Here is a 13822-nt window from a genome sequence, read left to right as displayed (position 1 = left end):
CGCTGACCGTATGAAGAAGTAGTGCCAGCAGGCATCCAGCCCATCGCGAAGCGATTTTTAATGGCTGGATGCGTAACGGTTCAGCTTGTCTGAACTGTTACCAGCTTACCGATAACACGCCTTTCTTTCTCCTGTTTACGGTAACTGTCCCGCTGCAAAACTGCTGAAACCGCTCTTATATCATCACGGCTTCTCTTCCTTGGGGCTTCCTGACTTCTGATACTGCTTGTCAAACTCCGGCCTTGGAAGGGGCTTGTTGAAATAATATCCCTGAATATAAAAACACTCCAAATCCTTCAGTATCTCAAGCTGCTCCCTGTTTTCCACTCCCTCAGCAACCACTTCCATCTGCAGCTCCTGGCAGAGCGTCAGAATATTTTTCACGATGATACGCGCATTCTCATTTGTGAGCAGGTTATTCACCAGCCCCTTATCCAGCTTCAGATGATTGAACCGGATAGCGGACAGGAAGGAGAGATTGCTGTATTTCGCACCGAAATCATCGAGGGCAATATGATAGCCGGCCTGACAGATCTGTTTTCCGATCTGGGCCACGGTGCTGCGCTCCACCTCTCCCATACTCTCTGTGATCTCGATCTCCACATACCGCTTATCTACACCGTAGCGGAAGATGATCTCCTCCATTCTATCAATAAGCTGTTCTTCCAGGAGCGTAGCCCTGGAAAAATTAAGGGAGACCGGAATCAGCTCCACACCTCTGCGCTCCCATTCTTTTAAGATTTTGCATACTTCCTCAAACACAAAAAAATCTATATAATGGATCAGCCCCGCTGCTTCCAGGAACGGAATAAACTTTCCCGGGGGCACGATCCCCTTGTCCGGGTCCTGATACCGTACCAGCGCCTCCGCACCGAACAGGGTATTATTATAGGTATCAATCTTAGGCTGGAGATATACTGTAAATCTTCCGGCCGCCAAATCTTTCAGCAGATCCTTCAGCACTCCTGCACTTTTATGTACTTCCATAAAGGGATGTTTATTATAATACTCCTGCTTGGCTATCATCCTCCGTTCTTCTGCGCTGGCTATCAGAAAATCCAGGCTGATATCCGTATCCGTCCAGGCGCTGCCCACTGAGACACTGGTCACATCGCGCATTCTCTCACGCATTCTTTTCAGACGTTTTGTAAAAGAGTCCTGGGAAATATTCTCACTGATCAGCAGAAACTCATCTCCTGTAAAGCGGTAAATCCTTGCGGCCGGAAATTCTTCCTGCATGATACCTGCGGTAAACTGTACTACATTGTCCCCGTAGGCATTTCCGTAAACCCTGTTAATATCCTTCAGACCGTTGATATCTATGGAGATCACCCCCAGAGAGATAAGCCCCTCCTCCTGCAGGCCGGAACAATACTCCTTATAACTGTTCCGGTTCAGCACACCTGTCAATTCGTCATGATGAAGCAGGAATTCCTGTTTTTCCTGGAGGCCGCGCTTTGTCAGTTCGTTGGCCATAAAGTAGCGCATGGTGGTGAGGATGGCCTTGTACTCTGTATTTTTTGTGGGATTATCAACGCCCATACAGCCCACAAGCCTTTTTCCCTCCTCCAGCTCTGTCATAAAACAGGATGGAATATCCAGGTCCTTTAAAGTCTTATAAAGTGTACGGCGTTTCTCTTTCCACGCCTCCACATCGCTTACATATTGAAGCTGCCTTAAATCCGCCCATTCCCGCACATTTGGATTTCCGGGCTGGAGGTATAGGCTGCTATCCTTAAAAAGAGATGGCGTCCCCTCTTTTTTCCACTCATAAAATTCCTGTATGCAGCCGTTTTCCGGGTCACATGAAAATACATATGCCCTGTCCCCGCCATAATATGCAGCCAGGGTTTCCAGCACCGTCTCCAATGACTGTCTGAAATCAGCTGCCCCGGTAAGAGCAAACATACTCTGCAGCAGGACCTTTTCCCCCTCACTGTCAACCCCGGTGCAGGCCAACTGCTCCGCTGCTACCTGTTCCTTGGGGGCTTCCAGCTTATATTTTTTCAATTGTCTGCTGTAGACAAAGACACCGCTTCTTCCCATGGAGATACCGGTCTCCAGTGCTGCTTTTGCCTTCCGGTATAATCCCTGGAAAATAGTATCCGGCCGGTTCTCAAAAATGATCCCGCAGGATACATTGACCGACTGACTGAGATTGGGAAACAGATAAGGCAGGGCGATGGTCCTGATCACCTCTTCTGCGCACTGGCGCACAAATTCCGATTTCGGATCGTTGTACACAAAAACAACAAATTCATCCCCATAAAACCTGCCGATAATGGCATCCTCTATAAACCTCATCTTAATCTGGTTGCCAATTTCTTTCAGCACGTCATCCGCGGCCACATAACCGATCTCCTGGACCAGTCTTGTAAAATAGTCCACATTGAATACCAGCAGTGCATAGGACTGCCCTTTGCTGTGGTTTTTCAGCAGAGCGTCCCCTATCATCTGAATGGCAGTATCCTTATTATAAACCCCGGTCTGCATATCATACTGTGCACGGACTTTCAACGCCAGTTCCAGGTTCTTTTTTTCATTGATATTTTCCAGGGTTCCGTAGACGTACAAGTCTCCATTTTGGACATCACGTACCAGACGTGCCACGGCATTGACCCATAACAGACTGCCGTTCCTGTTTTTCCTGCGGTACTCAAAGTTTATGGCTGTATTGCCTTCCTTATACGCTTTGCACAGGGCTTCCCGGTTCATCAGCTTCTGCAGCCGCAGCATATCCTCCTCATTGGCCATACTCTCATTGTGAAGCTCCATCAGCTCCTCATATGTCATTCCCGGCGGGTATTCCTTCTGAACCTTTCCCTCCACATACTCTACGCAGTTCCGGTCAAGATTGCAGCGGAAACTGGCGATCACACCTCCGTCATAGGTGAGTCTGAGCTGCAGCTCCTGCTGGTAGATCATCTCCGCCTTTTTTTGTTTTGTGATATCCTCGCCGACGGCAACCGCACAGTAGGGTGCCCCCTTCTCATCATAGAGCATAGTGTAGCTTACCTGCTCCCACCACCAGTAGCTGCCATCTGCGGAACGGGTGAGGATGTCTGCCTGCACATGACTCTGCCCCTGTTCCAGCCTGCTGTACAGATCAAGCAGGTCCTGGCGGCTTCTGGGGTGTATATACCCCTTTTCCAGCAGTGTCTGCGGCGCGTTATCCATCTGCCCGAATCCATGGTTTTCCTGCGCCCCCTCAGTCAGGGTCAGTGTGCGGGACCTGATATCATATTCCCACACATTGATACGGGATTTTTTCAGGGCCGTCCGGTAGACCATCTCCTTATGAGCCAGCTCCCTTTCCAGAGACTTCTCCCCATCCGGGCCAATCCCCTGGCGGACAGCCTGCACTCTCTCATCCTCTGCCTGTCCTTGGCGTGTTCCCCCTCTCTGCCCATAAATGCAGTACCGCCCTTTGCCGTTTTTCTTTGCCTGGTACATGGCTGCATCCGCCTTTGCAAACAGGGACATAAAGTCCGTGCCGTGTCCCGGAAACAGGCTGACTCCAATGCTGCAGCCAATACTGCAGGTGGTCTCCCCTGTGGTATAATGGTCAAAAATCTTCCGGATCGCCTCCACCTTGCCGGCAATGAAATCACTCTTTTGTAGATTTGTCATGAACACCACAAATTCATCGCCGCCGATCCGGGCAACAATATCCTCCCGCCTGAAAATGGTGCGGAGGCTTCCTGCTGTTTCAGTTAATACCCGGTCTCCAAACAGGTGTCCGTAAGTATCATTGATACTCTTAAAATTATCCACATCGATCAGCAGCATTGCAGCAGGATTTTGTCCCTGCCGGATGTATTGCTCGACTCTTGCCACACACTCCCTGCGGTTCAACAGACCGGTAAGGGGGTCTAAAGTGGCCGCCTTCTGCGCCCTGATAATTTCCTTTTTCCGCTGGTCAATATCTGAGATGATACCCAGGATCTTCAAAAGTTTTCCGTCCATATCCCGGAGCGCTGTGGCGTGGACATCCACCCAGAGGTAGGAACTGTCCCTTCCCTTCAGACGATACTCGCATTCCATTTTGTCATTGCCCCTCAAAATGGCCTGGAATCCCCCTCTCAGTCTCGCTTTATCTGCCTCATATACGATGTCTGTGGCGAACATAGAATCCGGAAACCCCTCCGCAGGGATCTGATAACCGAATTTCTTCTCAAAATTAGGAGAATAATATATCTCATAAGTAACACAGTCCAGCTCGAAAATAATATCCTGCATCTGCGACAGCACGATCTCATATCTCTGCTCACTGATGGCAAGCTGCCGCTGCGCCTCCTTCTCAGCGCTGGTGTCATGAAAAATGCAGTGGAACCAGTTTCCGTCTTTCGTATCCTCCTTAAACTCCGCGCTGATCCATACCCAGCAGATCGTTCCGCCCTTCTTAACCAGCCGGTTTTCATACATAAAGACATTGCCGGTTTCCAATTGTCTGCTGATCTCCTCCCGGATCATTTCCCGGTCGCCCTCATAAACGGCATCCAGAACATGGTTATGAAACCGTTCTGCAAATTCTTCCCGTGTGTACCCTAAAAATGCGAACAGATAATCATCGGCATCAATCAAAGTAAAATGTTCATCATACCGACAGTTAAATACGCCTCCGCCGATTTTTTCCTTCCCGGTAGAGCTGTTTTCTTTTTCCGTCATGCTCAATCGGCCTCCTTCGTTCTTCCTGTTTATTTGAAGTTCTCCATCCTTTATAATCATTGTATTACAACCGAGGCGAATTTTAAACTTTTCTGTTCGATTTTGTAATTTTTTTCCATTATCCGGAATGGCTTGCAGGGAACTTGCATGAAAATAGCCTGCCAAACCGGCAGGCTAAGGCTTTGGAAGGGTCAGGATGGTCACCTGTGTGACATATTCTTCCATATCTGACACCGCAATTTCATTTAGTCCGATTTCATAAGCATATCCTGTGATCCGGCAGCCATGGTCATCCGCAAAGGCCAGCATTCTGTGGTAAAGTTCCGGCAGCTTGTCCCAGCTTCCTTTGCAGAACCCCCTAAGATATGTTCCTGCCGGCTTTCTGTAATACCCCTCTGCCTCTGCCGGATGCTCCATCTGGGTATATAACCCGTCATAGATCTCAAACTCTCCCCGCCGGATCTTTTCCTCAGAGAGTATGCTGCCGCAGCTCGTCTTATATTTACTCAAATCCCATGTTGTCTGCAGATGCTCCAGCAGGGTGCTCATATCCGCAAATTCTCCCTGCTGCACTTCAGAGGACAGAGGCGTTATAAAAAGATACTCCTCCTCACACTCCACCAGATCCATCTGTCCGTCCTCCACCTCCATACAGAGCCGCAGCATCTCCTGCTTTTTCTTCAGGACCTTCTTCAGGCTCTCCAGATTCCGGATGGTATCCTCAATCTCCCCTATTTTTTTCTCCGACAGGGATATGAATCTAGGGGCTGTGGGCCGGTTCAGATACTCCTTGATCTCCCCAATGGACATATTCAGCTCCCGGAGTGCCAGTATGCTTTCCAGTTCGGCACTCTGCTGGTAGGTGTAATAGCGGTACCCGTTCTTTCCCTTGTATGCAGGTGAAAAAAGTCCGATATCATCATAATAGTGCAGTGTGCGTTTGTTTAGATGATGCAGCCTGGCAAACTGTCCTGCTGTGAAAAGTATAGAATTCTGAAACATGTTATCCTCCCTTGCCCCTTTATCCGCTGTACTCCATAAAATGACTATACCATATTATCCCATACCCATAAAGCCTGATCAACGCAAAAACTTTTCCTCAAACACATCTGCCGGAACCGGTCTGGAATATATATACCCTTGTATCATATCACAGTCCGCCATACGCAGGTACTCTACCTGTTCCCGCTCTTCAATCCCCTCCGCCACGTTTTTCACATCCAGCTTTTTGGCCAGCTCCATCAGACAGGCGATCACATCCCTCGCCTTCTCACTGTGCATATCCTGAAAGAAGATCCGGTCAAGCTTCAGCGCATCCACATCAAACTCTTTTAACAGGCCCAGGGAGGAAAATCCGGAGCCAAAATCATCCAGGGAACACCGAAACCCCAGTTTATGCATCTGACGGATGCTTTCTTTTACTATGTCTATTTGATTCTCCTCTAAAAATATGGATTCTGTCAGCTCAAATTCCAGCAAGTCTGTTCTGACGCCATAACGGCCTGCGATCACGGATAATTCCTCCAGAAATTCCGGCCGACTGAAATGCTGTCTCGACAAATTGACAGATATGGGGATCAGCTTTTTGCCCATTTCCTCCCATTTTTTCATAAGAGCACATACCTTTTCAAACACATATATATCCAGCCTGCATATTTTTCCATTCCGCTCAAACAGGGGAATGAAATCTGATGGATAAATCACACCTTTTTTAGGATGCTGCCACCGAACCAGTGCCTCCGCCCCTTTTGTTTCCCCTGACTTTGGACTGATCTTTGGCTGCAGAAACACTTGGAAATCATGGCCGGAAAGAGAATCCTCAAACATTTCGTTCATCTCCTCCTCCCATTTCAGGCGCTCCGCAAATCCCTCATCGTAAAACCCACATTCCTCCCCTGCTTTTTTCTCACTGCTCTGTTCCGCAAGGCGCGCATGGTCCTGTAAGATCGTGATCTCCTCACCCGGATCTTCAATGATACAGGCTCCCTGGCGGAAAGATACCGGGTAATGGGGTGCCTCGGTGCCGGAAAATGAATTGATCTCCGCAATCACAGTCTTCAGCCTCGTCTGTATACGTTCCGGTTCCGCCTCCCGCAGACACAGAAAAAAACTGTCTGATTCAGCTCTGGCCGCAAATTCATTTTCGGATGGCCTGATATGGCGCTGCAGTACCTGATGGATATAACACAGCATTTCATTGCCGCCCTCAATACCGAACCTCTCGTTGATCATCTTAAAGCCTTTTACATTCATCATGACAATACAAAAGGCAGAAGGCTCCATTTTAAGCGCTGTCTCTTTATATTTCAGGCAAAAAGCAGCCTGGTTCATCCCTCCGGTGACATTGTCCTGAAAGGCGTAACGCTCCAGCTCCCTTCTCCCTGTGTTGAAAAAGCGGTACACTTTCACAAGGAGGACAAAAAACACTGCCATTACAAATCCCAGGATCAAAAAGAATCTCCATATATTCCCTTCCAGACTGCCTGAGATCAGATCCGCAGGTATGATGGTCAGAAGAACCCAGTCGTTAACTCCCAAGGGATCATAAGACAGAAACAGCTCCTCCTGATGCACCGAAGTGAATTTCAGTATTCCGCCCGCACCTTTCTGCATGTCCTTCAGCATCTCTTCCAGCTCAGATACGACTTCCCGGTCCCCACTTTTCTTGAAGATATCTTCCAGCTGAAGAAACGGCTTTAGGTCTGTGGGGGATAGGATCACCTTCCCGCTGCTGTCAATGATACAGCTCAGGCTCTCACCGTCAAAGCTCTTGGACGCGATCATAGCCTGCATTTTTTCCTTGCTCCGAGTACCCACCATGACATACTCCACCGTACCGTCCCTATAAACCGGCACGGAATAGATGATCTCCTGACCGCCAAGATAACTGGTCCCGTCCCTTCCCTCAAAGGAATCCCTGACACAATCCAGTTTCCCTATTTTCTCCAGATCCGCCGCGCCAATGGTCTCGGGCAGTGGTGTATGCACCATACCTCCCTGTCTGTCGATAAGCCCCAGAAAATTAAATTCCAATATTTTGGCTTTCTGTTCCAGTATGGTTTCAAGTCCGGCCTTATCTTCATCTGCGATAAGGTCCGCCGCCATTTTCAGATCCCGGGATTTATGTTTCATGGTATTGCCTATCTCTCCCGCCATATACATGGTCACATCGTTCAAATATTCTTCTGTACTGCGGGCCAATACCTTTTGAAGGTCAATAACATTCCAGGCAGATATCATCAGTGTAACCAGGATAACCATAGAGATGATCCCCACCTGGGCCCCGCTTATTAAAAAAGGCCCCTGATATGCAGAGCCCCTTCCAGCTCTTCGTCTCATGTTCCACACTCCTGCTGTAATACGGTTTCTTTTCTCTTTTAAAATATTCTACAATGGCTTTCTTTTTCTGTGCAATCTGATATTTGTGTACATGTACATATAGTATTATAATAATACACATACTATCGGCGCAAAGGAGACGGTACTATGGAACAGAAAAACAGATTATTTGACTTTTTATACCAAAGCCTGAAAAAACAGATCGTAACCGGGCTTCTCCCATACGGAAGCACACTGCCTTCCATGAGTCAGCTCTGTGAAATATATCATGTGAGAATGCGCACAGCCAGGGATGTTCTGAAAGCACTGGCACGTGAGGGCTATATCCGGACAGCCCAGCGCAGACCCACCCTTGTGATATACGGGCAGGCCCAAATACCTGAGGCAGGTGCATCCCGGGAACCTTCCATAAAGACTATCCTTTCGCACAGATCCTCCATTCTGTCTGTGTATGAAACCATGGCACTGCTGATGCCTCCTCTTTTCTCCTTTTCCGCCATGGTCTGCGGTGAGGAAAAAATGCAGAACTGCCTCTGGATCCTGGCGCAGGAGAAAAAAGCCCACAGAAACAAATGGCAGACTTACTCCACCTTTCTGCATGAAATTCTTTCCGCTTCCGGCAGCCTGCTGTTCCGGGACTTATATATCAGTCTTGAACTCTATGCACAGATCCCCTTCTTCTGGGAACACAGAGATTCCCTGACTGAGCCTGCAGATAATATCATAAAACAAAACACATTCTGGCACACCGGACTCCTGAAACCGGAAAACGGGGAGGAGGCGCTGCGCTATTTTACTGCGCATTACCGGTTCACCAAAGATATGATCAAAAAATACCTGGACAGGCTTTCCCCGGAGTATCCGCAGATACAGGAATCTGATGAAAATCTATACTCCTGGGATGCGGACCTTGGCAGAGACCATTATTATATGCAGATCACCAGGGATATCATTGACAAAATAGGAATAGGGATTTATAAAGACAAGGAGTTTCTGCCCTCAGAGGAGGCTTTGTCCAGGCAGTATCAAGTTTCCATAGCCACAGTGCGCAGGGCGCTCTCCAACCTGAACAGGCTGGGCTTCTGCAAAACCTACAATGTCAAAGGAACGCAGGTCACTCTTTTCAATGACCGGGCTACTTACTCCTGCATGAAGGACAAGACATATAAAAATGACACGCTGCTGTATTTAAGCAGTCTCCAGTTCATGGCCCTGGCTGCTCCCCCTGCCGTCACGCTGACCTTTGACCTGATAACAGAAGAGAATCTAAGATCACTGGAGGAAAGATTCCGGGAACCATACGCCATTCCCCTGGACTTAATTATGGACTGTATCACAGCGCGGATGCCGCTGTATCCCTTCCGGATCATTCTGAAGGAGGTTAAAAAAATGCTGCACTGGGGATACTATTTTTCTTTCTATCCGGAGGGCAGCCAAATGTCCAATATCATTAACCAGATGGGTCTGCAGGCCTTTCAATATCTGCGCAGAAAAGACCGGAAAGCCTTTGCCGGACAGCTCAGTGCGTGCTACTGCCACATTCTGGTCTTTGTCCGTGACTTCATGAAAGGCTGCGGCCTCCCCGAAGCAGACAAGATCGCAGCACCGGATATGTCTTTTATCAGCTTATATATCTGAACAAAAAGAAACCCTTGTAAAATTTTCATTCTACAAGGGTTTTAACGTGCGCGAGAAGATTCGAACTCCCGACCTTCTGGTCCGTAGCCAGACGCTCTATCCAGCTGAGCTACGCGCACATCCAATCATTGGATAGATATTAATTTGTTATTGCCTTAGCAACGAAACTTATTATATCTTATGGTACGAAAAATGTCAATAGGTTTTTTTAAACTTTTTGTAACTATACAGTAGGTCTGCGCATTTACTGCGCCGACCGTAAAAAAACCTTGAGCTGCAAGCAAAAATCCCATCACCCAAGGCGATTCTGCATGGATTTTTGCCCGTAACTGGGAAGGTACTGAACAGTTACAACTTTTTTATCCTCTATACTTGCCATTTTTCGGCGAATTGTTTATAGTAAAAGATAAGCGCAATTTACCTATTATAAAGGAGTTACAATATTATGAGAGCATCATCAGATTTGAAGACCATGCTGGCCTCCATCCACCGGAAAAGTTATCCTGCCTACAAGGATCTGCGGGGTGTCTACGCTTTTGGTGACTATACATTATCCATTGACCATGTGCAGGGCGACCCTTTTGCGGCCCCCTCCAGCCTGAGTATCCGGATCCCTCTTTTGACGGCGGGATTTCCGTCCCAATACTACAAGGAAAAACATACCCGGATCGCCCTTCAGGACTATCTGAACAGACAGTTTGAACAACAGGTGTATCATTTCAGCTTCAAGGCCAAAGGTTCCGGAAAAAGCGGGCTTATCTCTGTAAGCCGCTGCGGACAGGAAATCCTGGACCGCACTGCCTGTGAAATCACGGACAGGGATCTGACTGCCCGTTTTACCGTAGGTTTCCCTGCAAACGGCAGGACCATCAATGCTCCTGAGCTGGAAAAAATCCTGTTTGAATTTCTGCCGGTATGTGTGCGGAAATCCTTCCTGTATAAAAACCAGAATGCCAAAGCTGTAGAAAATGTGTTCTTTTTGGCAGAAGACCAGCAATTCATCAGAGAAGAGCTGAAAAACCGAAATCTGGCCGCTTTCGTGGCGGACGGCGCCATCCTTCCCAGACAGAGCGGCGTATCGGACAAGCCGCTTTCAGACTGCGTCCCCTTCTCCTCCCCGGAATCCATGCGCACAGAGCTTCACCTTCCCCATAAGGGTAAAATCACCGGCATGGGCATTCCTGTGGGCATTACCCTGATTGTGGGCGGCGGCTACCATGGAAAATCCACTCTTCTGAACGCCTTGGAATCCGGTGTGTACAATCACATTGCAGGGGATGGCAGAGAGTACGTCATTGCAGATGACACGGCAGTGAAGCTGCGCTCCGAGGACGGACGTTTTGTAAAAGATGTGGACATCTCCATGTTCATCAATGACCTTCCCAACAAGAAGGATACCCACTGCTTCTCCACACCGGATGCCAGCGGAAGCACCTCCCAGGCTGCCGCCATAGTGGAGAGCATGGAAGCAGGTTCCCATCTGTTTTTCATAGATGAAGATACCTCTGCCACCAACTTTATGGTCCGTGATACCTTCATGCAGCATGTGATCAGCCGGCACAAGGAACCTATCACTCCATTTTTAGAGCGTGCCAGGGATTTATACACCAAAGCGGGGATCTCCACCATCCTGGTTGCAGGCAGCAGCGGCGCTTTCTTCCACATTGCAGACACGATCATCCAGATGGACTGCTACCGCCCGGTGGATATCACTGAATCTGTAAAAAAACTCTGCAAAGACTTTCCGCTTCCCCCTGCAGACACCCCTGCCTTTGTCCTGCCCGAAAGCCGCAGGATCATGACCACACCGGATTTTCGTGATTCCTCCCCCCGCCACCGGGGACGCGGGCCGAAAGACAGCGGAAACGACGCCAGGGAAGAACGGAGTTTAAAGACCAAAACACATGACCGCTACACCTTTTCCATCGGTAAGGAATCTGTAGACCTGCGGTATGTGGAACAGCTCACAGACTACGAGCAGACGGCAGCGCTTGCCGCCATCCTGCGCTATGCCTGTGAAAACCTGATAGACGGAAAAAGGACTTTAGACCAGATTGTCAGGCTGCTCCTGCACCACCTTGAGACAAAAGGCCTCTCCTCTGTCTGCGGGACTTCCTACACCCCGTGCGGACTGGCTATGCCCAGGGCTCAGGAGATATACGCCTGCTTTAATCGTTTCAGAAGACAGTAAAACACAAAAAACTTTATAAAACGTGAGAATCATCACGGCATTTTAAAAATACTGCGGCTATACTTATCTGCATAAGCATTGGAAACCGAACGGTCATACCTTACGTTCCATTGCAGCCAAATAAGTGAAGCCGCAGTTTTTTTGCGTTCTCACACCATTTATGAAAGAGGTGAAATTATGGGTTATTGTTACAAGACGCAGGATTTACGGCAAGTCTTTTCTGCTCTTACCGAAACTTATGACCTTTACGCTCCCAAACATTTTCCGAAAAAGGGAGCCTTTTCCGACACGGATCTGATCCGCTATGACAGGATCACATCCCCTGAAGAGATCGTACTTGACAGGAAATCACGCTTCTCCCCCAAGGAGGTGCTGCTTCCCATTTCCCAGACCTTATTTTATTTCACAGAGGATAAGGTGACGGAACCTAATCCCCCTAAAAAGGACGCCATTATCTTCCTGAGAAGCTGCGACCTTCACGCAATCCGCCGTCTGGACTACATGTATCTGGAAAACGGCCCCGAAGATTCCTACTACAGACAGCTTCGTGACCATGTAAGATTCGCGCTCCTTGGCTGTTCCTCCAGTTTTGACTCCTGCTTCTGCGTGGATATGGGGACAAATAAAAACTCTGATTATGATTTCAGCCTGGATTTTGCGGACGAAACCTGGAAAATAGATGTAAAATGGGAAGAACAGAAAGAACTCTTTCAAAAATATGCGGTCTCTGAAGAAGCCGTCTCCCCCTCTTTTGTGACAGAGACAAAGACCCGCGTACATATTCCCGAAAAGCTCACCGCCAAAGCAGCCAAAAGCTCCATTTGGAAAGAATATGACAGCCGCTGCATAAACTGCGGACGCTGTAATCTCTCATGTCCAACCTGCACCTGCTTCACCATGCAGGATCTGTTCTATACAGATAACGGCAAGGTGGGCGAACGACGCAGAGTGTGGGCCTCCTGTATGGTGGATGGCTACACCGATGTGGCAGGCGGAGGAAGTTACCGCAAAACCAACGGGGAACGTATGCGCTTTAAAGTCATGCATAAGGCACTGGATTTCAAACAGAGAGCCGGCTATCAGATGTGTGTGGGCTGCGGACGCTGTGACGATGTCTGTCCGGAGTACATTTCCTTCTCAAACTGTCTGAACCGTCTTTCTGATGCCATGAAGGAGGTGGAAGATTTATGATAAAAAATGAATATATCCCTTTTCGCTCTGAGATCAAAGAAGTGATCCGTCACACAGACATAGAGTACACCTTCCGCATGGAATACACCGGCGATGTAAGACCCGGCCAGTTCTTTGAGGTATCCATCCCCAAATACGGCGAGGCTCCCATCTCTGTCAGCGGCATAGGGGACGGCTTTGTGGATCTGACCATACGCCGTGTGGGTAAAGTCACAAATGAAGTATTTGAACAATATGAAGGGGACACCCTGCTCCTGCGTGGTCCTTACGGAAATGGATTTGACCTGGAAATTTATAAGAATAAAGAGCTTGTCATCGTAGCAGGCGGTACCGGTGTGTCCCCGGTACGCGGCGTGATCGATCATTTTGCCCGCAATCCCCAGACAGCAAAAAGTGTCACAGTCATTGCCGGTTTCAAATCCCCACACGACATTTTATTCCATCGGGATCTGAAGCTCTGGGAAGAAAATCTGAACCTGATCCTCACGGTTGACAGCCGGGAAGGTGATGAATCCTACAGAGAAGGGCTGGTAACTGCCTATATCCCTGACCTGGAGTTCCGGAATATGGAGGACGCCTGTGCCATTGTAGTAGGCCCGCCTGCCATGATGCGTTTTTCCACCATGGCGCTTATGGACCGGGGATTAAAAGAAGAACAGATCTGGATCTCCCAGGAGCGCAAAATGTGCTGCGGCCTTGGAAAATGCGGCCACTGTAAGATCAATGATGTCTATGTATGTCTGGACGGTCCTGTCTTTAACTTTACCAAGGGCCGCCAGCTGTTGGATTAGGAGG

Annotated in this window: 7 protein-coding genes and 1 tRNA gene; 4 read left to right on the top strand and 4 right to left on the bottom strand. The window is 48.6% G+C overall.

Features of this window, described 5'->3' with window-relative positions; all coding sequences use genetic code 11:
* Positions 1-183: 183 nt before the first annotated feature.
* From C6P39_RS12515 to C6P39_RS12505, 3 genes are all read right to left on the bottom strand, one after another.
* Entirely contained in the window at positions 184-4668 is a 4485-nt protein-coding gene (locus C6P39_RS12515) for a diguanylate cyclase domain-containing protein (RefSeq protein ID WP_104803996.1), read from the bottom strand.
* 174 nt (positions 4669-4842) lie between these two features.
* Positions 4843-5670 carry a MerR family transcriptional regulator gene (locus C6P39_RS12510; protein ID WP_095176000.1) on the bottom strand — a complete coding sequence of 276 codons (828 nt, stop codon included), beginning with the start codon at positions 5668-5670 and terminating at the stop codon, positions 4843-4845.
* Between the two features lie 78 nt (positions 5671-5748).
* Complete coding sequence (locus C6P39_RS12505) at positions 5749-8007, bottom strand: EAL domain-containing protein (protein WP_167398045.1); 2259 nt, start codon at positions 8005-8007, stop codon at positions 5749-5751.
* 147 nt (positions 8008-8154) lie between these two features.
* Here C6P39_RS12505 and C6P39_RS12500 point away from each other — a divergent pair, with 147 nt between their 5' ends.
* Complete coding sequence (locus C6P39_RS12500; protein ID WP_104803994.1) at positions 8155-9645, top strand: GntR family transcriptional regulator; 1491 nt, start codon at positions 8155-8157, stop codon at positions 9643-9645.
* Between the two features lie 45 nt (positions 9646-9690).
* On the opposite strand, the gene C6P39_RS12495 is transcribed toward C6P39_RS12500, so the two are convergent.
* Positions 9691-9764: transfer RNA gene (locus tag C6P39_RS12495), tRNA-Arg, on the bottom strand.
* Positions 9765-10090: 326 nt separating this feature from the next.
* Between C6P39_RS12495 and C6P39_RS12490 the strand changes: the two genes are divergently transcribed.
* From C6P39_RS12490 to asrB, 3 genes are all read left to right on the top strand, one after another.
* Positions 10091-11836 carry an ABC-ATPase domain-containing protein gene (locus C6P39_RS12490; protein ID WP_104803993.1) on the top strand — a complete coding sequence of 582 codons (1746 nt, stop codon included), beginning with the start codon at positions 10091-10093 and terminating at the stop codon, positions 11834-11836.
* 177 nt (positions 11837-12013) lie between these two features.
* A complete protein-coding gene (asrA, locus tag C6P39_RS12485) occupies positions 12014-13027 on the top strand; it encodes an anaerobic sulfite reductase subunit AsrA (protein ID WP_104803992.1) in 1014 nt (337 codons plus the stop codon).
* Positions 13024-13818 carry an anaerobic sulfite reductase subunit AsrB gene (gene asrB, locus C6P39_RS12480; RefSeq protein WP_104803991.1) on the top strand — a complete coding sequence of 265 codons (795 nt, stop codon included), beginning with the start codon at positions 13024-13026 and terminating at the stop codon, positions 13816-13818. The genes asrA and asrB overlap by 4 nt, the downstream gene beginning before the upstream one ends.
* Positions 13819-13822 lie beyond the last annotated feature (4 nt).

It is taken from the genome of Blautia marasmi (assembly GCF_900258535.1).
In the GTDB taxonomy this organism is placed as follows: domain Bacteria; phylum Bacillota; class Clostridia; order Lachnospirales; family Lachnospiraceae; genus Blautia; species Blautia hominis.
This window is presented reverse-complemented; position numbering and strand designations above follow the sequence as displayed.

Coding starts and splice junctions, on each gene's coding strand:
- C6P39_RS12500 (WP_104803994.1), top strand. CDS start 8,155: ATGGAACAGAAAAACAGATTATTTGACTTTTTATACCAAAGCCTGAAA.
- asrB (WP_104803991.1), top strand. CDS start 13,024: ATGATAAAAAATGAATATATCCCTTTTCGCTCTGAGATCAAAGAAGTG.
- asrA (WP_104803992.1), top strand. CDS start 12,014: ATGGGTTATTGTTACAAGACGCAGGATTTACGGCAAGTCTTTTCTGCT.
- C6P39_RS12510 (WP_095176000.1), bottom strand. CDS start 5,670: ATGTTTCAGAATTCTATACTTTTCACAGCAGGACAGTTTGCCAGGCTG.
- C6P39_RS12490 (WP_104803993.1), top strand. CDS start 10,091: ATGAGAGCATCATCAGATTTGAAGACCATGCTGGCCTCCATCCACCGG.
- C6P39_RS12515 (WP_104803996.1), bottom strand. CDS start 4,668: ATGACGGAAAAAGAAAACAGCTCTACCGGGAAGGAAAAAATCGGCGGA.
- C6P39_RS12505 (WP_167398045.1), bottom strand. CDS start 8,007: ATGAGACGAAGAGCTGGAAGGGGCTCTGCATATCAGGGGCCTTTTTTA.